Here is a 22,126-nt window from a genome sequence, read left to right as displayed (position 1 = left end):
AGTCGGGCGCCGGTTTGGCTACCGCATAACGTGGTGAACGTGCAGAAGCGACTGCTAAAGCAGCCACTCGATCGGTAGCCAACTCAGCAGTTTGACCCCGGCGCGTTGCCAAAAGCCGGTCCCAGGCTCTTTATCCAGGCGCTCAACCTGCTCGCCCCGCTGCTCTAGCCAATACACCTGACCATCCTCCGACAACTGCACCTGATAGGCACTTTGCAGCAGCCCCTCGTCAAATACAGCCTGGATCTGCTGAGCGAACTTGGGGCTCTGAATCACGAAGCCCAGCTCGGTATTAAGGCTTACCGAGCGCGGGTCAAAGTTGAACGAACCGACAAACATCTGCTCGCCGTCCACGGCAAAGGTCTTGGCGTGTAGGCTGGAACCGGAGCTGCCAAAAGGGCCAGCTTTTCCCCGAGGTTTTGCTGTTGGCGAATCGCGGCGCATTTCGAACAGTTCAACACCGGCTTCGAGCAATGCCTTGCGGCGCTTGGCGTAACCCGAATGCACGGCCGCGACATCCGTGGCCTCCAGCGCATTGGTCAAAATACGCACGCTCACGCCCTGCTCCGTCAGCTCGGTAAAGGCTTTAACGCCAGCGGCTGTGGGCACGAAATACGGCGATACCAGCTCAACATGCTGCTGGGGTTGACCAAGGATCACCGCCAACTGTTTGCTCAGTAAGCCTTGATCAACAGCCTGCCCCAGGCCCTTGGCCGGGTCATCGCTGACGATGGTCGCGGACGCCCACTCCATCGGTAATTGACCGTCCACCAGTTGCTGGATAAACGGCAATTGGCGCAAGGCCTGCAGGTACTGTGCGGCGGCGGGTTCCTGCTCGACCTGGCTGGAGCGTGCTTGCAACTGCTGCAGACGCTCAGGCGGAGCCGCAGGCAAAAAACCGGAGACGGGGTAAGCACTGGCGCTCGCCCAGTAGCGGTCAAAATCATTCGAGGTGGCCTGCACCACCGGGCCGATGGCCAGCACATCAAGGTCAGCGAACACCACACCATCGCTGGCGCCGAAATATTCATCGCCGATATTGCGCCCACCGACAATGGTGGCGCTGTTGTCGGCAGTCAGCGATTTGTTGTGCATACGCCGGTTGGCGCGGGAAAAGTGCGTGAGAAACCCCAAAGACTTAGGGCTTCGCAGCGAAAAGGGATTGAACAGACGCACTTCAATCAGCGGATGACTGTCCAGCGCCGCCAGCCATGAGTCGAGCCCCGATGTACCGTTGTCATCGAGCAGCAGGCGAACACGCACACCCCGCAGCGCGGCAGCGTGCAGTTCTTCGAGTAACAAGGTTCCGGTGATGTCATCGCGCCAGATGTAGTACTGCACATCCAGCGTTTTCTCGGCGGTGTGGCTGAGCAGTGCACGGGCTGCGAACGCATCCTGCGGGTCGGCCAAGGCATAAAACCCACTCAAATCACCGCGCTGCTCCAACACCGGTGTGATGCCGCGGCCCAAGGTCGTCTGCGCCGCCTGCTCGGGCGCTAGGGCAAAGGATGCCGGCCGGCCTTCCAAGGTTGGCAAGCTGCAGCCGCCCAGCAAGAGCGATATGCCTAGCGTGGCCGCTGCGCTGCAGCGTTTTGTCATCCTGGCCATCGTAGCGTCCTCAGCGTAAATCCAGTTCTGCAGCCTACCGAACTAGGCGGCAGGATGAAATCGTGCCGCCTAGTGAGCGCGTATTAAGCCTCAGCTTCATGGTTGAACTGCAGCTCCGCCAGGCGCGCATACAGCGGGCTGCTGGTTACCAGCTCGTTATGGCTGCCAATGGCCGCCAGCTTGCCGTGCTCAATCACCGCGATGCGGTCGGCGCTTTTTACCGTGGCCAGACGGTGGGCGATCACCAGCGTGGTGCGCCCCTGCATCAGCAGCGGCAGCGCTTGCTGGATCAGGTATTCACTTTCTGCATCCAGTGCGCTGGTGGCTTCATCCAGCAGCAGAATCGGCGCGTCCACCAGCAGCGCACGGGCAATCGCCAAACGCTGACGCTGGCCACCAGAAAGCCCCAATCCGGCATCACCCAGGTGGGTTTGGTAGCCGTCCGGAAGTTTCATGATAAAGCCGTGGGCATGCGCGGCTTTGGCGGCGGCTTGCACTTCAGCCAGCGTCGCGTCTGTGCGGCCGTAGCGGATATTGTCCTCGACGCTGCCGAAGAACAGCGCTGGGTTTTGTGACACCAGGGCAAAGCTACGGCGCAGGTCGGCGGGATCCAGCTGCTTGATCGGCTGACCATCAATCAGAATCCGCCCCTCTTGTGGGTCGAAAAACCGCAACAACAAATCAAACAGCGTGGACTTTCCCGCCCCAGACGGACCAACCAGGGCCAGGGTTTCTCCCGGTGCGACGTCCAGGTCGATACCGTCAATGGCGAAGCTGCCGGGGCGAGAGGGATAAGCAAAGCGCAGCCCTTGCAGCTCAATACGGCCCTGCACCGGCTGGGCCAGCTGCACGCAGTCGACGGCAGGCGGGGTGATTTCATTGCGTGCCTGGAGCAACTCAGCAATCCGTTCGGCAGCACCGGCGGCCCTTTGCAGCTCGCCGATCACTTCACTGAGAGTGCCGAAGGCCGAGCCGACAATCAGGCTGTAAAACACGAAGGCGGCCAGTTCACCGCCGGAAATCCGCCCAGCAATCACATCCATGCCGCCTACCCAGAGCATCACTCCCACCGCACCCAATACCAGCACGATGACCACGGTAATCAGCCAGGCGCGCTGGGCAATGCGTTTACGAGCGGTGTCGAACGCCGCCTCGGCGGACAGGCCAAAGCGTCGCTTGTCTTCCGCTTGGTGGTTGTAAGCCTGCACGGTTTTGATTTGCCCGAGCACTTCGCCTACATAGCTGCCGACATCGGCGACGCGATCCTGACTCTGCCGCGAGAGCGCACGCACCCGGCGACCAAAAATCAGAATCGGCGCCACCACCAGGGGCAAGGCCATCAGCACGATGCCGCTGAGCTTGGCGTTCGTCACCACCAGCAAGACACTGCCGCCAATCAGCATGATCAGGTTACGCAGCGCCATCGACAATGATGAGCCAATCACCGATTGCAGCAGCGTGGTGTCGGCGGTTAAGCGCGACTGAATCTCTGAGCTGCGGTTGCTCTCATAAAAGCCTGGGTGCAGCTCGATCAGGTGATTGAATACGCGCTTGCGGATGTCGGCAACAAAGCGCTCACCGATCCACGACACCAGGTAAAAGCGCGTGAACGTGCCAATGGCTAAGGCAAACACCAGCACAAAGAACAGCCCGATGGAGTGCTGCAAAGCGGCCGGCGACTGGGTTGCCAGCCCCTGATCCACCAGCAGTTTGATGCCCTGTCCCATGGACAAGGTGATCGCGGCCGTGAACATCAGCGCCAGTAAGGCGCCAAGCACGCGCCCACGGTAGGGCGCGATAAAACGCCAAGCCATGCGTAAGGCCGTGCGCTGACGGGAAGACAGAATCGAGGGCATAGACACTCACTGTGGGCGCTGACGCCGATTAGACAAGGAAACGCATAGCGTTTAAGCCAGCCCGCATAGGACGTGGCCGCACAGCGAATTAGTCGCTTATAACAGAAGGTGGGGGCGGGTCAGGGCCACATCAAGCAACAGCGCCCCTTAGTCATGCAGAAAACGTTGAGCATGCTCAGCGCTGGGCAGCAGGCAGGTGTCATAGCGCCCGAATAACCGATATCGGTTGCGGGCAATACGGTCGTAACAGGCGTTGCGTATCGCCCGTGGAGTCAGCCGCAGCCAGGCCAGCAAGCGCCAATATCCGGGTAGTTGGCCGACGATGCGCAGCAGTGCATCGGTGCGCAGGTACAACGCGCCAGACTCGACATAGACCATGCTCTCAAACTGCTCGGTAGGCAGCGCAAACCAGCACAACAGCGCCTGCCCTTCAGCGGACTGCACACTCGCCAGACGAAACTGTTGCTGCGGGTCATGGCGAATCAAAAACTTCACCCAGCCATTGCACAGCTTGCACACGCCATCGAACAGCACCACGCGTTCGCCGTTCTGGATGGACGGTGGCGGCACTTGAGCGGTCATGTGCAACTCCTCTGATCACAGCCGTTACAGCCCCACGGGGTAAAGCAGCTCTTCCTTATAGCCTGCCCATACGCGCACCACATCGGGGAAAGCTGCGTCCAATTGCACGTCGCCACTGTCTACCAACAGCGGCCGACCCTCCAGCGTGCTGAGCTTGCGCTTGGTGGCAACGACCCGCAGGTGCTCAAGGCCGATGGCACGTAACACGCGTGGGCTGATCTGCTGATTACCACGGCCGATGATATGACCCTGCCCGCCAATGGCCGTGACCAGCAGACGTGCTGGATAGCCATTAACCAGCTCAAACAGCTGCGCCTCGGTTACATCGCTGGCCAGTAGCCGACCGTTCTCGATCACATCCACGCCGAGTAGCGTGGTAGTTAAACCGAGGTTCTGCGCCAGACCGTGCAGGGTCGAACCCGGGCCGAACACATAGCGCACATCGCTTTCCCAGCTGTCCTGCAGCCAATCCGCCAGGTCGCCGAGCACCAGTTCTTCGGATTCCACTCCGCCCTGCTTGACCTGCTGCACATAGCCGCCTTCCTGCGGCACCGTCAGTTCGCCATACCAGCGCGCGGTCACCCGGCCTTCACGCAACGCGCTTTCATCAATATCGCGCACTTCACCGCTGCTCAAGCGCACCAGGCCGCCTTCGACCAAACGGGCAGTCAGTTCGCCTGCGGCGCGCGGGCTGATGGCATAAACGCCGGATTGAATCTTCACCCCGGCCGGAATGCCAAGCACTGGCTGGCCTTCACGCACGGCCGCGCAGATATCGCGCGCCGTGCCATCGCCCCCGGCAAACAGAATCAGCGCCACGCCGGCGTCCTGCAGCAGCGCCACGGCCTGGTGGGTGTCGGCAGCGCTGCTCGGCCCGGCTGCCAGTTCACCGACCACGCGGTGGGCAAAGCCCATCTCAGTGAGAAGGTCAGCCCCCATGGCCCCGGGGAATGTGACGAATTCCAGGCGCTCGCGCAGCGGCAACAACACCTCAAGGGCGGTTTGCGTACGCTGCGCTGACTTGGCCTCAACCCCCAAGGCCAAGGCTTGCATCGCCATGCCGTCACTGCCCTTGAACCCCGCCGGGCCACCCAGCCCCGCCAGGGGATTGATGATCAAGCCAATATGGAAAAGCCCCATAACTCCCTCATGTTCAATTGCTGCCGGCATTCTGGCACAGTACCTGCTGTGGCTATTTGGTCCTGTGTCTTGCGCCAGCTTTATGCCGTCGCAAGTGTCATAGCGCCGTCATCTAACACTCATAAAATCGCGCTCATCGATGAGGAGACAACCCATGCACAGCTCGCAACAGACACCGCAAAAAACCGCGCCAGTGCCAGTCGGGGGCTCTGTCATCGACGACCAGGGCCGTGAAGTTCCGATCACCGAAGAGATGATCCAGCAGGCCTGCAGCGCACTGGAAAAAGCCCAGCAGCAAGCGGCCAAACCTAAGTAACCTACACCGCAAGGGCAGCATTCGCTGCCCTTTACTAAAGCAGATTTAGCTTCGCCCCCAACGCCTGCACCAGGCTGCTCAACGCCGGCGCCTGGCCTTGTATACACACCTCCACCCCGTCGATTTCTCGCCGCATCGGGTAGTGCTTGCGCAACCGGTCAAAAGCCGTGCGCCGGGCGCCTGCATCGCCCTGCAAGCTGCGCCGGAAATCCGCATCATCGCGGCGCGGGTCATACACGCTGCGGCAAATGCTAGCCAAGGCCCAGACCGGATCGGCGCTGGCATCAATCGTCAGATTCTTAAGCCAGGCGGCGGGCATCAGCTGCGTCAGTTCAACGTTGGCTGCAACGCCCAAGTGCTGACACAGCGCCTGATAGATCTGCGCCGTGCCGCGCAGCTTGCCGTCGAGGCTATAGCCGCCGATATGTGGGGTGGCAATCTGGCACAACGCCGCCAGGTCAACATCAACCTGCGGTTCACCCTCCCAGACATCCAGCACCACTTGCAGATCAGCGCGCTGTACCAGCAACTCGCGCAAGGCCTGGTTATCCACCACGGCGCCACGGCTGGCATTGATCAGCCAAATGCCGGATTTAAGTGCAGCCAAACGGGCGCTATCAAACAGGTGGTGGGTTGGATGCTCGCCCGTGCGCTCAAGCGGTGTGTGCAGGCTGATCACATCACACTCATCGAGCACCTGCTGCAGGCTGACGTAATCCCCCCCTTCTGCGGCGTGGCGTGGCGGATCGCACACCAGCACAGTCCAGCCCAGACCGCGCAGCACCTTGATCAAGCGGCTGCCCACCTGGCCGGCACCGATTACGCCATAGGTTCGTGTCGCCAGCTCAACGCCCTGTTGCTCGGCCAACAGCAACAGGCTGCCCAGCACATAGTCGACCACGCCACGGGCGTTACAGCCGGGCGCACTGGCCCACGTGATGCCGGCCTGCTGGAAGTAGTCGAGGTCCAGGTGGTCGGTGCCGATGGTGCAGGTGCCGACAAATTTAACCGCCGTATCTTGCAGCAAGGCACGGTCAACCCGCGTCACTGAGCGCACCAGCAGCAGGTCGGCATCGGCAACAGCGGCGGCATCAATGCTGCGGCCAGGCAGCCGGTGTATCTCACCGAAGCCGGCAAAGAACTCATCCAGCAGGGGGATATTTTCGTCGGCAACTATTCGCATGGCAGGGCTCCGTCAATCAGTCCGGCATTCTACCCCGCCGAGGCAACTTGGCTAGGCTGTACAGGGTTCTCGCACAGGTGAAATCACGCTTTCCTGACTGAGCCGTCAAGGCGTAAACTGCGCGGTTTTCTGCCCCATTTTCCGGATATTCGACATGCTCGCCCAAACCCGCCTGCAACGCACCCGCACTGAACTGTGCAGCCTGCTGAAGCTGGCAACGCCGATCATCATTGCCCAATTGGCAAATACCGCCATGGGCTTCGTCGACACCGTGATGGCGGGACGGGTCAGCCCGCAGGATTTGGCCGCGGTGGCGCTGGGCAACTCGATCTGGATACCGGTGTTTCTCTTGATGACCGGCATTCTGCTGGCCACCACACCGAAGGTCGCGCAACGCTTCGGTTCCGGCGCGCACACCGAGATCGGCCCCCTGGTGCGTCAGGCACTCTGGCTGGCGTTGGGCGTGGGCGTTGCGGCAGCAGTGATACTGTGGAACGCCGAATTTGTCCTGCGCCTAATGGATGTTGATCCGGCGCTGATCGAGCCCGCGATGGGCTACCTGCGCGCAGTAGCCTGCGGCTTCCCGGCGGTGGCGCTGTACCACGTGCTGCGCTGTTTCAGTGACGGCCTGGGGCATACCCGCCCGAGCATGGTCATCGGCCTGTGCGGCCTGGCGCTGAATATCCCGCTCAATTACATCTTCATTTACGGCAAGCTCGGTGTGCCGGCCATGGGCGGCGTCGGCTGCGGCTGGGCTACGGGCCTGGTGATGACGTTTATGTTTCTGAGCATGCTCTGGTGGGTGAAATGGGCGCCGTTCTACCAGCCGAGTAAAATTTTCAGCCACTTCGAATGGCCACAGTGGAAGGTACTCAAGCGCCTGCTCTCAGTGGGCCTGCCGATTGGCATTGCGGTGTTTGCCGAGTCGAGCATCTTCGCTGTGATCGCCCTGCTGATCGGTGGCCTAGGCGCAACTGTGGTGGCTGGGCACCAGATTGCCCTGAACTTCAGCTCCATGGTGTTTATGATCCCCTACTCCCTGGGCATGGCCGCCACAGTGCGCGTAGGCCAGGCGCTGGGCCGGGGTGAGCCACGGGAAGCGCGCTTTGCCGCGGGCGTGAGCATGGCGGCCGCACTGGGTTATGCCTGCCTGTCGGCCAGCCTGATGCTGCTGCTGCGCGAAGACATTGCGCAGATCTACACACCTGACACGACCGTGATCGCGGTGGCGACCACCCTGCTGGTGTATTCGGCGTTGTTCCAGTTTTCCGATGCTATTCAGGTGACCGCCGCCGGTGCGTTACGTGGTTATCAGGACACCCGGGTAACGATGATCCTGACGCTGTTCGCCTATTGGGGTATCGGCTTGCCGGTGGGCTATGTGCTCGGGCTTACCGACTGGTTTGGCCAACCCAGCGGGCCTAGCGGGCTCTGGCAAGGTTTAATCGTCGGCCTCACCTGCGCCGGCGGCATGCTCGCCATACGCCTGGCCGGCAGCGCGCGCAAACGCATTCGAGCCGCTAAGATGGCCTAATGAAAGCCCGCCTGCTGTCTCTGATCACTGCACTGTGCCTGTGCGCCTGCACGCCAACCGATGATGGTTTGGCGCTGCAGGCCGATTACCTGAAGCGTTTGAGCAACGCTCTGGATGTTGATCCGCCGGTCAATATCGAAGCAGCCAAGCCGGTGAGTTATCGGCTCCCTGGTCGCCGCGAGCGCCTTATAGAGATTCCCGAACTGCGCATCAGCCTGCTCGAACTGCTGGTCGAGGCGCGTTACTGCCCTGCGCTGCAACAGCAGATCAGCCTGCGCAACAACAGCTTGGGTAAGCAGCTGACGCCGAGTAGCCGGCTGGCCTATGAAGGCGACCTGCTGCGGGCTATCGACAACTGCATTGACTACTTGCGCGATCAAGAGCAACAGGAACTGCGTGGCACCCTGGAACAGCTTGCTCAGGACAAACGCGCACAACTGGCGGGCGTATTCTGGAACGCCCTAAACGCCAGCCCGGAGGTTGAACGCTACCTACGCTTCTCCAACCAAGCGCTGCCAACGGATGCCGCTGAAGACGCTGCGGCGCTGGATGCCCTGACGCAACTGGCAGCCATCGGCCGCACACTGCCCGCCGCATTACCGCCGAGCGCCGCGCAACTGGACCCCGTTTTTTTTGCCCTGCACGCCAGTGATCAGGGTGGTCAGCTGATCACCAGCCTGGCCAGCCTGACCCAAAGCCTCAATCAAGCCAGCCAGATGCTGGAAAGTCGCCATCAGCAAAGGCCCATCTGCCCCACGGGCAAGGCCACAGAGCGCGGGCGCATTGTGCAGAACATCTTCATCAAGTATTACGCCGGCAGCCTGCAACCCTACCTGGCGCAGGTGGACCAACGCGGGCAAACCTGGAGTAAGAGCCTGCGCCAACTCAGCGATGTGACGCAGGTCCCGCCCGCCACGCGCGACTATCTGCAGCGCCTGAGCGCAGATGAGCATTCATTGTGGGCAGACTTTCAGCTGGCGACGGCGCGCCATGTACGCAGCTGGCAAAACTTGCTCAACAGCTGCGGGCTGGCGCCCGGTCAGTCGGGATGGAACGGCAACGCTGCCAGCGCCGACCAGTAAGCCTCAGACAACAGCTCGCGGCCGGCGAGCAGATGCGCCAGATAGTCCTTACTGGGCAGCAAACCCTCTTCGCGAAAGGCCGGGTTGGCGATATACACCCACGCCGGCTGCACACCATGTGCGGTCACAACCGGCAAACACTCACGGCTGTAATAGACCGGGGTGCCTTCAAAGTGATCCAGCTTGGCGATCTCGCCGGCGTCGCGCAGGCGATAGAGCACCCCTTCGACCTGCCCTGCACGCGCGTGGCGAATATTGGCGTACGCCCGCCCTGGGGCACGGTCCATCGCGCGCTTGTTAAAACACAGGCCGTATCCCGGCAGACGGCCAGGCAGGGCCTCCAACACCGTTAGCCCGCGCGCCTGCATGCGCAGCGGGTTCATGTTCGAGCCGTACGCGAAGTACCAATCCATCAGTCGAGTTTCTTGCGAATCAGGTACAGATAGGTCGCGCCCTCTTCAGCTTGCTCGACCAGCTCATGGCCCAAGAACACGCAGAACTTGGGAATGTCACGGCGGGTCGAGGGGTCGGTGGCGATCACCTTGAGCAGGCCGCCGGCCTGCAAAGCGCGCACTTTGTTGTGCAGCATCATCACCGGCTCCGGGCAGTTAAGCCCGGTGGCGTCGAGGGTGTCATCAGGAATGGCGGTGGATTGCAAAGACATCAATGGGCTCCAGTTGCAGGCCGCTATTTTGGCGCAACGTTACGCCAAAGGTCAGCAAACAGCGGGTTAAAAACAGTACAGCGGGTTTATTTACTCAGGCGACACAGGTGGCAGGTGACCTCTTCGCGGTCGTGGTAGAGCTGCTTGCATGCAATCGAGACCTTGATCTTGCGCTCGGCAAAGCCCTCTTCCAGCCGCTGCAACAGGCGGCGCACTTCGGCGTAACGCTGCTTCATCGGTAACTTGAGGTTGACCACCGCTTCACGGCAGTGGCCTTCGCCAATCCAGGTTTCCAGCAAGGCCGCGCTGCGCGCCGGTTTCTCGACAATGTCGCAGACCATCCAGTCCACCGGCTGCTTGGGTTTCCAGGTGAAGCCGTCGACCATCAAGTGCTGCACCAACCCAGTATCCATGAGGCTTTCGGCCATTGGGCCGTTGTCGATGGCAGTGACCAGCATGCCGCGCTTGACCAGTTGATAGGTCCAACCGCCCGGTGCAGCACCCAGGTCAACACCGGTCATGTCGCCCGACAGGCGCTCATCCCACTGCTCGCGGGGGATAAAGGTGTGCCAGGCCTCTTCCAGCTTGAGGGTCGAACGGCTCGGCGCCTCACGGGGGAACTTCAAGCGTGGAATGCCCATGGGCCACAACGCCGAATTATTCGCCTCGGCCATGCCGACAAACACCTCGCGGCCGCTCTTGAAGGTCAGCAGCAGGCGCGGCTTGTGTGCATCCTCAACCAGCTTGCCGGCCTTGGTCAGGGCGTTGCGCAGGGGCGCTTCGAATTTTTTGCAGAAATTCGACAGTTCCTTGCCATCGTTGGTGTCCAGTACTTCCAGCCACAGGCTGCCAAACACGGGGAAACCGCTCAGGTGGCTGAGCAGCACGCTGATGCGATCCAGCTCAGGCAGGTCGATAAACACTCCACGCGCCCATTGCCGCGGAAAAATCAGCTGATTGAAGCGAACCCCACGCATTAAACGCTCGGCGCCATCGTCTTCGGTGCAGATAAATTCAGCGCAAGCGGTACTCGGCTTGGCCTTGGCATAACCGGCCACATCCAGGCGCGCGGCATGCTCGGCGATCTCGGCACACACCTCGTTCTCGAAACCGGGACGGCAGTGCAGTAGCAGGGTATTAATTGCGGGGGTATTCATCTGGGCTCTCCTCAAGGCGCGCATCATAGCCGACTCGGGAACCCTTAGCCCCCGCGACCTGTCCAGTGTGTACAGACATGGCTGCCACACCCACCCAAACCGGCTGAGATGCCAAGCCGCCAGGCACCCTTAAATGGCAAGCCTGGGCAAGCAGGGCTAGGGTGAACAGTCTGCAGCCACCAACCGGCTTGCACAGTGACAAGCCACAGGAGACGCGCAATGCCTTCCTTAGACAGCCTGAATAGCCAACGCAGCCTCGATGTAGAAGGCCAGAGCTACCAGTACTTCAGCCTCCCTGAAGCCGCCAAATCCCTTGGCAACATCGACCAGTTACCGATGTCATTGAAGGTTCTGTTAGAGAACCTATTGCGCTGGGAAGACGGTAAAACCGTCACCGGCAACGACCTGCAGGCCATGGCCGATTGGCTAAAGAGCCGCAGCTCCGAGCGCGAAATCCAGTACCGCCCCGCCCGCGTATTGATGCAGGACTTCACCGGCGTGCCCGCCGTGGTCGACCTCGCGGCCATGCGTGACGCCATGGCCAAGGCTGGCGGCGACCCGCAGAAGATCAACCCGCTATCGCCCGTTGACTTGGTGATCGACCACTCGGTAATGGTCGACCAATTCGCCACACATAACGCGTTCGAACAGAACGTCGCCATCGAGATGCAGCGTAACGGCGAGCGCTATGCCTTCCTACGCTGGGGCCAGCATGCCTTCGATAACTTCAGCGTGGTGCCGCCGGGTACCGGCATCTGCCACCAGGTCAACTTGGAGTACCTCGGCCGCACCGTCTGGACCAAAGAAGAAGACGGTCAAACTTTCGCCTTCCCCGACACCCTGGTTGGTACAGACTCACATACCACCATGATCAACGGCCTCGGCATTCTCGGCTGGGGTGTCGGCGGCATCGAGGCGGAAGCGGCAATGCTCGGCCAGCCCGTGTCGATGCTGATTCCCGAGGTCATTGGCTTCAAGCTCAGCGGCAAACTCAAGGAAGGCATCACCGCCACCGACCTGGTGCTAACCGTCACGCAAATGCTGCGCAGCAAAGGCGTCGTCGGCAAGTTTGTCGAGTTTTATGGCGACGGCTTGGCCGACCTGCCGCTGGCGGATCGCGCCACCATCGCCAACATGGCCCGGAATACGGCGCCACCTGTGGCTTCTTCCCGGTCGATGACATCACCCTCGGCTATTTGCGCCTATCCGGCCGGCCGCCGCAGACCGTCAAATTGGTTGAGGCCTACTGCAAAGCCCAAGGCCTGTGGCGCGAGAGCGGGGTTGAGCCGTTATTTACGGACAGCCTGGAGCTGGACATGGGCAGCGTCGAGGCCTGCCTGGCCGGGCCAAAACGCCCACAGGACCGCGTCGCCCTGCCCCAGGTCAAACAAGCTTTCGATGACTTTCTTGGGCTGCAACTCAAGCCCAATGCAGGCGCGGAATCACGCCTGCTCGACGAAGGGGGTGGTGGCGCTGCGATCGGCAGCGCCACCCAGGTTGGCGAGGTGGATTATGAACATGAGGGACAGATGCATCGCCTGAAAAACGGCGCCGTGGTCATCGCTGCAATTACCTCCTGCACCAACACCTCCAACCCCAGCGTGATGATGGCCGCCGGCCTGCTGGCGAAAAAAGCCGTGGAGAAAGGCCTGCAGCGCAAGCCGTGGGTGAAAAGCTCACTGGCACCGGGCTCCAAGGTGGTCACCGAATACTTCAATGCCGCCGGCCTGACCCGCTATCTGGATGAGCTGGGCTTCGACCTGGTGGGCTACGGTTGCACCACCTGCATTGGTAATTCCGGGCCGCTGCTTGAGCCCATCGAGCAGGCTATCCAGCAATCTGACATGAGCGTCGCCTCAGTGCTGTCCGGTAACCGTAACTTCGAGGGCCGCGTGCATCCGCTGGTGAAAACCAACTGGTTGGCCTCACCGCCCTTGGTCGTCGCCTATGCGCTGGCCGGCACGGTAAGGATGGACATAACCTCTGAACCCTTGGGGCTGGGAAAGGATGGCCAGCCGGTTTACCTCAAAGACATCTGGCCGAGCCAGGCGGAAATCGCCGAGGCGATCCTCAAGGTCGACACAGCGATGTTCCACAAGGAATACGCCGAGGTGTTCGCCGGGGATGCCGAGTGGCAGGCCATCGACATACCGCAAACCGCCACCTATAGCTGGCAGGATGACTCGACCTACATCCAGCATCCACCGTTCTTCGAGAATATCGCCGAGGCGCCACCGCATATTGGTGACATTCACCAAGCGCGTATTCTTGCCCTGCTTGGCGATTCGGTGACCACTGACCACATCTCCCCCGCCGGCAACATCAAGGCCGACAGCCCAGCCGGGCGCTACCTGCGTGAACAGGGCGTCGAGCCGGTCGACTTCAACTCCTACGGCTCACGGCGCGGCAATCATCACGTGATGATGCGCGGCACCTTCGCCAATATCCGCATCCGTAACGAGATGCTCGGCGGCGCAGAAGGCGGCAACACCCTGCACGTGCCGAGTGGCGAGCAGCTGTCGATCTATGACGCCGCCATGCGCTATCAGGAGGCCGGCACCCCGCTGGTGGTCATTGCCGGCAAAGAGTACGGCACCGGTTCAAGCCGCGACTGGGCGGCCAAGGGCACCAACCTGCTCGGCATCAAAGCGGTCATTGCCGAAAGCTTCGAGCGCATCCACCGCTCCAATTTAGTGGGTATGGGCGTCTTGCCGTTGCAGTTTAAACCCGGGCAAACCCGCAAAACGCTCAACCTCACGGGCAAAGAGACACTCAACATCTGCGGCCTGGATGGTGTTGAACTCCACCCGTCCATGACCTTAACCCTGGACATCCTGCGCGAGGACAACAGCCGCGACAGCATTGAAGTGCTCTGCCGCATCGACACCCTCAACGAAGTGGAATACTTCAAGGCCGGGGGCATCCTGCATTACGTACTGCGGCAGTTGATCGCCAGCCACTAGCTCCGCCCGAGAGCCTTACGTGCCGGGCAAAAAACACCATCAGGTCAAGGACGACCACGACCATGGCATAAATGTGACGCCATTCAAAAAGCGGTTAAACTCGCCGGCACGGATTTCGCCCTCAACTTCGCCCGCCATTGGCCGATGAAGAGGCATTACAACGACGGATAATTGCCATGCGTAACAACCAGCCGGTCACTCAGCGCGAACGTAGCTTCCCTGCTCAGCAACGACTGATCTCGACGACTGACCTCAAAGGTCAGATCAGCTACTGCAATGACGCGTTTGTCGAGATCAGTGGCTTCACCCGCGATGAGTTGATTCGTGCGCCGCACAATCTGGTACGTCACCCCGACGTACCGCCTGCGGTGTTCCAGCACATGTGGGACACCCTGAAAAGCGGCCGGCCGTGGATGGGGATTGTTAAGAACCGTTGTAAGAACGGCGATCATTACTGGGTTAACGCCTACGTCACGCCCGTGACGGAAAACAACCAGGTAGTGGGTTACGAATCCGTACGGGTCAAGCCAACCGCCGAACAGGTGCGTCGCGCAGAAGCCCTGTATCAGCGCATCAACAGCGGTAAGTCCGCCGTCCCGAGTAAGGATAAGTGGCTACCAACTCTGCAGGGCTGGCTGCCCTTTATACTGATCAGTCAGATTGGCTTTCTTATCGGTATTTGGCTTGATTCCAGCTGGGGCTTTGCCCTCGCGGCGGCGCTGTCGATACCGCTGGGCTTGGCCGGGTTGAGCTGGCAACAACGTGGCCTCAAGCGCCTGCTGCGTCTGGCTGACCAGACCACTTCTGACCCGCTGATCGCGCAGATGTACACCGACAGCCGCGGTGCTCAGGGTCGCCTGGAAATGGCGACGCTCAGCCAGGAAGCGCGCCTGAAAACCTGTCTGACCCGTTTGCAGGACACCGCCGAACAGCTCACCCTGCAGGCTAAGCAGGCCGATACCCTGGCACATAACAGCTCCGCCGGGCTTGAGCGCCAACGCAATGAAACCGATCAGGTGGCCACTGCAATCAATGAAATGGCCGCCACCACTCTGGAAGTGGCGAGCAACGTGGCGCGTACCGCCATCGCCACTCAGGATGCAAATCGCCTGACCAGCGCTGGGCGCACCATTGCCAGTGAAACCCGCCAAGCGATTCAGCGCCTGTCGCAATCGGTCGGTGATACCGGTGAAACGGTGACCCGCCTGGCCCAAGACAGCAATGAAATTGGCGGTGTAGTCGATGTCATCAAAGGCATCGCCGACCAGACCAACCTGCTCGCACTCAACGCCGCCATCGAGGCCGCTCGTGCGGGCGAAATGGGCCGTGGCTTTGCCGTGGTGGCTGATGAAGTGCGCTCACTGGCGCAGCGCACCGCCGAATCCACCGGGCAAATTCACCAACTGATCGCAAAGCTGCAGCGCACCGCCGAAGAAGCAGTCATGACCATGGAAATCGGCCGTAAACAGGCCGAAGAAGGTGTTGTGCGCGTGCAGCAAGCCGACGACGCACTGGCGGGTATCAGTGAAGCCGTTGCCAATATTGCCAACATGGCCGATCAGATTGCCGCCGCGGCTGAGGAGCAGAGCGCGGTAGCTGATGAGGTCAACCGCAGCATCACCACCATCGCTCAACTGGCCGACCAAACAGCCGGTGAGGCGCATGACACGGCGATGCTCAGTGAGGCTCTAACCGCCACCGCTCAAGGTCAGTACGCCTTGGTCGAGCGCTTCAACCGCTAATCCTGAAACGGCGCATTGCCTAGCCATGCGCCGCCCTCCCGGTTACAAATTCTCGTAGCGGTTCATGTCCAGCACACCGGCCTCAATGGGCTCGGTTTGCTGGATATACGCTGACATATCGTGGAAATAACGCCAGAACTCAGGATGAGTACGGCGAATCCCCCAGCGCTCAACCACCTGTTCGAATGCCGGCGTATCACGGGCCTGCTCCATCGCACTGACAAACTCCGCCACCTGCTCAACCTGAACATTGAAGATAAAGTTCGGGTAGCTGCTGAGCACCCCGGGATAAACCGTCAAGGTATCCAGCGTGGGCTGGTAGCGCAGCTCCTCGCCCAACATAAACGCCACATTGGTGTGCGCGCGGTTACGCAGCAGGCTGTAAACCTCACGCTGCCCACCGGGCATTTCCACCCGCAGCAGAGTGGCCTCGGGCAGTTGGTCGATTACTTTGAGCGCACCCGCTGGCTTAGCCGTTAAACGGCTCAAAGATTGTTCCGCGCGCTGCAGCTCGGGGTCCACACCCGGGCGATGGCAATGCGCACCGCTGCAACGATTGATCGGATCTGGGCGCGCATTCAGGCTGCCGTAACGCTCCAGTAAGGTCTCGACAAAACTACGTTTGGCATCGCCGCCCGCCAAGCGCAAGGCACTCGGGGTTTTAGTATCGATCGCCTGGTAATCGAGCCAGATTTTCAGCTTGCCGCTGCTCTGGTACCAATCGCTTAAATAGGCCTGACGCGACTGCGCAGGCATCAAACGCAGGAAGTTGACCTCCGCACCATTGCGGATCAAATCGAAATACAGCCTCGTTTGCGCCTGATGGGAGACATTGCCGAACACATCGAAATTCACCACCAACTGGTAATAGGTGCGTTCCAGCAACGGGAAGTCCAGCCACCAGATCGTCTGCGGCACCTCGCCAATCAGGCCTTTGCGCACCGAGGCGCTGTCATGTTGGCGGAAGATCGACAGCAACGCGTTATCGTTGCCCGCCCAGATGTGCGACCAGCTCGGCGCTGGCGCGTCGGCATAACGCTGCATACGTAACGCTTCGTACTCATTACGCTTATTGCGGTAGCTGCGCCAAATGCCCAGCAAGTCGGTAAGGCTGTCGAGTTGCCCGGGTATGGCCAGCAAGTCTTTGGCCTGCTCGCGGTACGCCGGGTCAGTGATGTACAAATCGTGCTGCGGGTCTTGGAACACCGCCCAGAAATTATCGCGAATCACATCCGTGGCAATCTGCCCGCGGCACACCGGCCCCCGGATAAAGGTGCGCACGAAATATTCGGCGTTATCCAGCATGAACTGGTAACGCGCCTGCGGCGGAATCGCGGCAAAGGTTTCAAACGGATTGGCGCGGCGCTGGGCGCCATACCCTGGTACAGCGTCGGCCTGCCAGTCGCTGGCGAAGAATAATTCCTTGACCCGAGCCAGCTTGGCCGCACTCAGCGCATAGGTGATGTGGGTCTTGTGCACAATCACCCCCTGCACCGGCGTCAGGCGGTAGTAGAACTCGCTGCCTGGATCGGAATTGGGCAAGCGCGTAGCAATGATGTCCACTGGCTGACCGCTGGGCGTGCGCGAACGCACCATCTGAAAGAAATGCCCCGGCTCACCTCCCGTGAAATGCATATGGGCAAGAAAAAGATGCTCATACAGCCAACGGGAAACCAGCGCCTCACGGGCGCCGGGGGCGTTCATAAAGGCTTCCCAGGTGGCGATCTGCTGCGCTTCGGCCGCACTGGCCTGCAGCGCTTGTTGATCGACCTGCGCACCCTGCTCGATCCAAGCCTGCAGCATTTGATAGTCGGTCTCAGTCAAACCAGTCACCGCGAACGGCATGCCCGCTTGCGGGTTGTTGCGGGCAAACGTCTCGAACTCCTGCGGCAGCGGGCATTGGTTGACCCGGCTGATGTTGATCTGCAGCTCAGCCGGCAGCTTGCTATTAGCGGCAAACGGCTGCTGGTGGCCCAACTCCAACATCCGTGCGAGCAAGGCGGCCTGGCCGCCCTGCTGATCCAGCACAGAGGTGAAACCTTTACGCTGCCAAGCTGCTGCACCGTGGGCATCGACAAACAACCGGGTGGTGGCCTGGGCTTCGGTGCGTGTACCTGCGTAAACCGTCGCTTTGCTCGCCCCCCGCTGCACGCCTTCAGCACTGCCCAAATTGAGCTGACAGGCCGCGTCGTAACAGGCATGACAGGCCACACAATTCTTGGTGAAAATCGGTTGAATGTCGCGACTGTAGGAGATGGGCTCGGCCGCGTGTAATGCGCCGATGAACAATAAACACGTGCTAAGCAGTAAGCGACCGAACATGGAAGCGTCTCTGAAATGGTCTGAGCGGCGATTCTAGCTGCCCACAGCGCGGCAAGGCCAACCCATGAACATGAATGAAATTCATGGAAAAGCACAGGGCACTGCAAAAGCGTGCAGCTTTGCTATGATCGCGCATCTTTTTTTCACGCGTCTCAGGTAGTTCTCCCCATGTCTCTGTCCGATCGCAGCGCCCGCCTCAACGCTCTTCAGCAAGCCCTGAAGGAACGTATCCTGATTCTCGACGGCGGCATGGGTACCATGATCCAGAGCTACAAGCTGGAGGAGGAAGACTACCGTGGTGCTCGCTTCGCCGACTGGCCGCAAGACGTTAAGGGCAACAACGACCTGCTGATCCTCAGCCGCCCGGACGTCATCGGCGCCATCGAGAAAGCCTACCTCGATGCCGGCGCCGACATTCTCGAAACCAACACCTTCAACGCCACCCAAGTGTCCCAAGCCGACTACGGCATGGAGAGCCTGGTGTATGAGTTAAACGTCGAAGGGGCTCGCGTGGCTCGCCGCGTGGCCGATGCGAAAACCCTGGAGACTCCGGACAAGCCGCGCTTTGTGGCCGGCGTGCTTGGCCCAACCAGCCGCACCTGCTCGCTCTCCCCCGACGTGAATAACCCTGGCTATCGCAACGTCACCTTCGATGAGCTGGTGGAAAACTACACCGAGGCAACCCGCGGCCTGATCGAAGGCGGCGCGGATATGATCCTGATCGAAACCATCTTCGACACCCTTAACGCCAAGGCAGCGATCTTCGCCGTGCAACAGGTGTTCGAGGATGATGGCGTTGAGCTGCCCATCATGATCTCCGGCACCATCACCGACGCCTCTGGCCGCACCCTGTCGGGGCAGACCACTGAAGCGTTCTGGAACTCGATCAACCACGCCAAGCCGATCTCCGTAGGCCTTAACTGCGCCCTGGGTGCCAAAGAGCTGCGCCCTTACCTGGAAGAGCTGTCGGCTAAAGCTGGAACCCACGTATCCGCCCACCCCAACGCCGGCCTGCCGAACGCCTTCGGCGAGTACGACGAAACCCCGGCGGAAATGGCAGTGGTGGTTGAAGAGTTCGCCGCCTCGGGCTTTTTGAACATCGTCGGCGGCTGCTGCGGCACCACACCGGCGCATATCCAGGCGATTGCCGAAGCGGTGAGCAAATACCCGCCGCGCGCCATTCCGGATATCCCCAAGGCCTGTCGCCTGTCTGGTCTTGAGCCGTTCACCATCGACCGCAACTCGCTGTTTATCAACGTCGGCGAGCGCACCAACATCACCGGTTCGGCCAAGTTCGCCCGGCTGATCCGCGAGGACAACTACACCGAAGCCCTTGAAGTCGCCCTGCAACAGGTGGAAGCCGGCGCGCAGGTGATCGACATCAACATGGACGAGGGCATGCTCGATTCGCAGAAGGCCATGGTCACCTTCTTGAATCTGATCGCCGGCGAACCGGACATTTCCCGTGTGCCGATCATGATCGACTCCTCCAAGTGGGACGTGATCGAAGCCGGCCTGAAGTGCATCCAGGGCAAAGGCATCGTTAACTCGATCTCGATGAAGGAAGGCGTCGAGCAGTTCAAGCACCACGCCAAGCTGTGCAAGCGCTACGGCGCGGCCGTGGTGGTGATGGCCTTCGACGAAGCCGGCCAGGCTGATACCGCCGCACGCAAGCGCGAGATCTGCCAGCGCAGCTACGACATTCTGGTTAATGAAGTGGGCTTCCCGCCGGAAGACATCATCTTCGACCCGAACATCTTCGCTGTGGCCACCGGCATCGAAGAACACAACAACTACGCAGTCGACTTTATCGAGGCCTGCGCCTACATCCGCGATCACCTGCCCCACGCGCTGACGAGCGGCGGCGTGTCCAACGTGTCGTTCTCCTTCCGTGGCAACAACCCGGTGCGTGAAGCGATTCACTCGGTGTTCTTGTACTACGCAATCCAGAACGGCCTGACCATGGGCATCGTCAACGCCGGCCAGTTGGAAATCTACGACGAGATTCCCAAAGAGCTGCGCGACGCCGTGGAAGACGTGGTGCTCAACCGCCACGACGGCGCCACCGAAGCGCTGCTGGCGATTGCCGACAACTACAAGGGCGACGGCAGCGTCAAGGAAGTCGAAACCGAAGAGTGGCGCACCTGGAGCGTGGTTGACCGCCTCAAACACTCGCTGGTCAAAGGCATCACCAGCCACATCATCGAAGACACCGAAGAATGCCGCCAACAGTGCGCGCGCCCCATCGAGGTGATCGAAGGCCCACTGATGGCCGGGATGAACGTGGTCGGCGACCTGTTCGGCGCCGGCAAGATGTTCCTGCCACAAGTGGTGAAATCTGCCCGTGTGATGAAGCAGGCGGTCGGCCACCTGATCCCGTTTATCGAGCTGGAAAAAGGCGACAAGCCGGAAGCCAAAGGCAAGATCCTCATGGCCACGGTGAAAGGCGACGTGCACGACATTGGCAAGAACATCGTCGGCGTGGTGCTCGGCTGTAACGGCTACGACATTGTCGACCTAGGCGTGATGGTGCCGGCGGAGAAAATCCTGCAAACGGCGATTGCCGAGAAGTGCGACATCATCGGTCTGTCCGGCCTGATTACTCCATCGCTGGATGAGATGGTGCATGTCGCCCGCGAAATGCAGCGCCAGGGTTTTAGCCTGCCGTTGATGATTGGCGGCGCGACCACCTCGAAAGCCCACACAGCGGTGAAGATCGAGCCCAAGTACCAGAACGATGCGGTGATCTACGTCACCGACGCCTCGCGCGCCGTAGGTGTGGCCACGCAGTTGCTGTCGAAAGAACTGAAAGCCGATTTTGTCGAGCGCACCCGCCTCGACTACATCGAAGTACGCGAGCGCACCGCCAACCGCAGCGCCCGTACTGAACGCCTGAGCTACGCCAAATCGGTCGAGAACAAACCCAAGTTCGACTGGGCGACATATCAGCCGAGCGTGCCGAGTTTTACCGGTGTGAAGGTACTCGACAATATCGACCTGAATGTTCTGGCCGAATATATCGACTGGACGCCGTTCTTTATCTCCTGGGACCTGGCCGGCAAGTTCCCGCGCATCCTCACCGATGAAGTGGTGGGCGAAGCCGCCACCGCGCTGTATGCCGACGCCCAGGAAATGCTGAAGAAGCTGATCGACGAGAAGCTGATCCGCGCCCGCGCCACATTTGGTTTCTGGCCGGCTAATCAAGTGAATGACGACGATCTGGATGTCTACGCCGACAACGGCGAGAAGCTGGCCACCCTGCACCACTTGCGCCAGCAAACGATCAAGCCGGATGGCAAGCCGAACTTCTCCCTGGCCGACTTTGTTGCGCCGAAAGACAGCGGCATCACCGATTACGTCGGCGGTTTTATCACCACCGCAGGTATCGGTGCCGAGGAAGTCGCCAAGGCTTATCAGGACGCCGGCGACGACTACAACTCGATCATGGTCAAAGCCCTGGCTGACCGTCTGGCCGAAGCCTGCGCTGAATGGTTGCACCGCGAAGTGCGGACGAATTACTGGGGCTATGATCCGGAGGAGCAGCTGTCCAACGAGGAGCTGATCAAGGAAGCCTACAAGGGCATCCGCCCTGCCCCCGGCTACCCAGCCTGCCCGGACCACACCGAGAAAAAAGCCCTGTTTGAACTGCTCGACCCGGCGGCCGAGTTCAACAAAGCCGGCAACAGCGGTGTGTTCCTCACCGAGCACTACGCCATGTTCCCGGCGGCAGCGGTTTCAGGCTGGTACTTCGCCCATCCACAGGCGCAGTACTTTGCCGTCGGCAAGATCGACAAAGATCAGGTCGAAAGCTACACCGCGCGCAAAAAGCAGGACCTCAACGTCAGCGAGCGCTGGTTGGCACCCAACCTGGGTTACGACAACTAACACACGCCTGCGGATACACACGACAGCGGAGGGTTTGCAACCTAGCCCTCCGCCGTTGTGACCACGCCCGTTCTCAGCCAAACACTGCGGAG

14 protein-coding genes and 1 pseudogene are annotated in these 22,126 nt (G+C 60.6%); 6 read left to right on the top strand and 9 right to left on the bottom strand.

Annotated elements, in window-relative coordinates:
* Positions 1-54 precede the first annotated feature (54 nt).
* The 4 genes from ACEPAJ_RS10785 to ACEPAJ_RS10770 form a co-directional block, all read right to left on the bottom strand.
* Entirely contained in the window at positions 55-1,608 is a 1,554-nt protein-coding gene (locus ACEPAJ_RS10785; protein ID WP_425914826.1) for a phospholipase D family protein, read from the bottom strand.
* Positions 1,609-1,691: 83 nt separating this feature from the next.
* Positions 1,692-3,464, bottom strand: coding sequence for an ABC transporter transmembrane domain-containing protein (locus ACEPAJ_RS10780; RefSeq protein WP_425914825.1), 1,773 nt, complete (start codon positions 3,462-3,464; stop codon positions 1,692-1,694).
* Between the two features lie 147 nt (positions 3,465-3,611).
* Positions 3,612-4,046 carry a thiol-disulfide oxidoreductase DCC family protein gene (locus ACEPAJ_RS10775; RefSeq protein ID WP_425914824.1) on the bottom strand — a complete coding sequence of 145 codons (435 nt, stop codon included), beginning with the start codon at positions 4,044-4,046 and terminating at the stop codon, positions 3,612-3,614.
* A 24-nt stretch (positions 4,047-4,070) separates the two neighbouring features.
* A complete protein-coding gene (locus tag ACEPAJ_RS10770; RefSeq protein ID WP_425914823.1) occupies positions 4,071-5,186 on the bottom strand; it encodes an ATP-NAD kinase family protein in 1,116 nt (371 codons plus the stop codon).
* 139 nt (positions 5,187-5,325) lie between these two features.
* Between ACEPAJ_RS10770 and ACEPAJ_RS10765 the strand changes: the two genes are divergently transcribed.
* Entirely contained in the window at positions 5,326-5,502 is a 177-nt protein-coding gene (locus ACEPAJ_RS10765; protein ID WP_425914822.1) for a PA1571 family protein, read from the top strand.
* 34 nt (positions 5,503-5,536) lie between these two features.
* Here the strand turns inward: ACEPAJ_RS10765 and pdxB are convergent, their stop codons facing one another.
* Positions 5,537-6,685, bottom strand: coding sequence for a 4-phosphoerythronate dehydrogenase PdxB (pdxB, locus tag ACEPAJ_RS10760; RefSeq protein WP_425914821.1), 1,149 nt, complete (start codon positions 6,683-6,685; stop codon positions 5,537-5,539).
* A 154-nt stretch (positions 6,686-6,839) separates the two neighbouring features.
* On the opposite strand from pdxB, the gene ACEPAJ_RS10755 reads away from it, so the two are divergent.
* Both ACEPAJ_RS10755 and ACEPAJ_RS10750 read left to right on the top strand, forming a co-directional pair.
* Complete coding sequence (locus tag ACEPAJ_RS10755) at positions 6,840-8,219, top strand: MATE family efflux transporter (protein ID WP_425914820.1); 1,380 nt, start codon at positions 6,840-6,842, stop codon at positions 8,217-8,219.
* Complete coding sequence (locus tag ACEPAJ_RS10750; RefSeq protein ID WP_425914819.1) at positions 8,219-9,301, top strand: DUF3080 family protein; 1,083 nt, start codon at positions 8,219-8,221, stop codon at positions 9,299-9,301. Before ACEPAJ_RS10755 ends, ACEPAJ_RS10750 begins: the two co-directional genes overlap by 1 nt.
* Here ACEPAJ_RS10750 and ACEPAJ_RS10745 read toward each other — a convergent pair.
* The 3 genes from ACEPAJ_RS10745 to rlmM form a co-directional block, all read right to left on the bottom strand.
* Entirely contained in the window at positions 9,259-9,714 is a 456-nt protein-coding gene (locus ACEPAJ_RS10745; RefSeq protein ID WP_425914818.1) for a gamma-glutamylcyclotransferase family protein, read from the bottom strand. The genes ACEPAJ_RS10750 and ACEPAJ_RS10745 overlap by 43 nt on opposite strands.
* Positions 9,714-9,965 carry a sulfurtransferase TusA gene (tusA, locus tag ACEPAJ_RS10740; protein WP_425914817.1) on the bottom strand — a complete coding sequence of 84 codons (252 nt, stop codon included), beginning with the start codon at positions 9,963-9,965 and terminating at the stop codon, positions 9,714-9,716. The genes ACEPAJ_RS10745 and tusA overlap by 1 nt, the downstream gene beginning before the upstream one ends.
* Positions 9,966-10,051: 86 nt before the next feature.
* Complete coding sequence (gene rlmM, locus ACEPAJ_RS10735) at positions 10,052-11,107, bottom strand: 23S rRNA (cytidine(2498)-2'-O)-methyltransferase RlmM (RefSeq protein WP_425918007.1); 1,056 nt, start codon at positions 11,105-11,107, stop codon at positions 10,052-10,054.
* Positions 11,108-11,341: 234 nt separating this feature from the next.
* Here rlmM and acnA point away from each other — a divergent pair.
* Together acnA and ACEPAJ_RS10725 are read left to right on the top strand one after the other, a co-directional pair.
* Positions 11,342-14,085: pseudogene (acnA, locus tag ACEPAJ_RS10730) on the top strand (aconitate hydratase AcnA).
* A gap of 176 nt (positions 14,086-14,261) precedes the next feature.
* On the top strand, positions 14,262-15,827 hold the full coding sequence (locus ACEPAJ_RS10725; RefSeq protein WP_425914816.1) for a methyl-accepting chemotaxis protein: 1,566 nt from the start codon (positions 14,262-14,264) through the stop codon (positions 15,825-15,827).
* A gap of 42 nt (positions 15,828-15,869) precedes the next feature.
* On the opposite strand, the gene ACEPAJ_RS10720 is transcribed toward ACEPAJ_RS10725, so the two are convergent.
* Positions 15,870-18,149: a fatty acid cis/trans isomerase gene (locus tag ACEPAJ_RS10720; RefSeq protein ID WP_425914815.1), complete on the bottom strand. Its 2,280-nt coding sequence runs from the start codon at positions 18,147-18,149 to the stop codon at positions 15,870-15,872.
* Positions 18,150-18,317: 168 nt separating this feature from the next.
* Between ACEPAJ_RS10720 and metH the strand changes: the two genes are divergently transcribed.
* Positions 18,318-22,034 carry a methionine synthase gene (gene metH, locus ACEPAJ_RS10715; RefSeq protein ID WP_425914814.1) on the top strand — a complete coding sequence of 1,239 codons (3,717 nt, stop codon included), beginning with the start codon at positions 18,318-18,320 and terminating at the stop codon, positions 22,032-22,034.
* The last annotated feature ends 92 nt before the right edge of the window (positions 22,035-22,126 follow it).

Source organism: Pseudomonas sp. GWSMS-1, assembly GCF_049847425.1.
Lineage (GTDB): Bacteria > Pseudomonadota > Gammaproteobacteria > Pseudomonadales > Pseudomonadaceae > Aquipseudomonas.
This window is presented reverse-complemented; position numbering and strand designations above follow the sequence as displayed.

What these genes read in the sequence shown, in the direction of transcription:
- ACEPAJ_RS10785 (WP_425914826.1), bottom strand. Translation starts at nt 1,608, where the DNA reads ATGGCCAGGATGACAAAACGCTGCAGCGCAGCGGCCACGCTAGGCATA.
- ACEPAJ_RS10780 (WP_425914825.1), bottom strand. Translation starts at nt 3,464, where the DNA reads ATGCCCTCGATTCTGTCTTCCCGTCAGCGCACGGCCTTACGCATGGCT.
- ACEPAJ_RS10775 (WP_425914824.1), bottom strand. Translation starts at nt 4,046, where the DNA reads ATGACCGCTCAAGTGCCGCCACCGTCCATCCAGAACGGCGAACGCGTG.
- ACEPAJ_RS10770 (WP_425914823.1), bottom strand. Translation starts at nt 5,186, where the DNA reads ATGGGGCTTTTCCATATTGGCTTGATCATCAATCCCCTGGCGGGGCTG.
- ACEPAJ_RS10765 (WP_425914822.1), top strand. Translation starts at nt 5,326, where the DNA reads ATGAGGAGACAACCCATGCACAGCTCGCAACAGACACCGCAAAAAACC.
- pdxB (WP_425914821.1), bottom strand. Translation starts at nt 6,685, where the DNA reads ATGCGAATAGTTGCCGACGAAAATATCCCCCTGCTGGATGAGTTCTTT.
- ACEPAJ_RS10755 (WP_425914820.1), top strand. Translation starts at nt 6,840, where the DNA reads ATGCTCGCCCAAACCCGCCTGCAACGCACCCGCACTGAACTGTGCAGC.
- ACEPAJ_RS10750 (WP_425914819.1), top strand. Translation starts at nt 8,219, where the DNA reads ATGAAAGCCCGCCTGCTGTCTCTGATCACTGCACTGTGCCTGTGCGCC.
- ACEPAJ_RS10745 (WP_425914818.1), bottom strand. Translation starts at nt 9,714, where the DNA reads ATGGATTGGTACTTCGCGTACGGCTCGAACATGAACCCGCTGCGCATG.
- tusA (WP_425914817.1), bottom strand. Translation starts at nt 9,965, where the DNA reads ATGTCTTTGCAATCCACCGCCATTCCTGATGACACCCTCGACGCCACC.
- ACEPAJ_RS10725 (WP_425914816.1), top strand. Translation starts at nt 14,262, where the DNA reads ATGCGTAACAACCAGCCGGTCACTCAGCGCGAACGTAGCTTCCCTGCT.
- ACEPAJ_RS10720 (WP_425914815.1), bottom strand. Translation starts at nt 18,149, where the DNA reads ATGTTCGGTCGCTTACTGCTTAGCACGTGTTTATTGTTCATCGGCGCA.
- metH (WP_425914814.1), top strand. Translation starts at nt 18,318, where the DNA reads ATGTCTCTGTCCGATCGCAGCGCCCGCCTCAACGCTCTTCAGCAAGCC.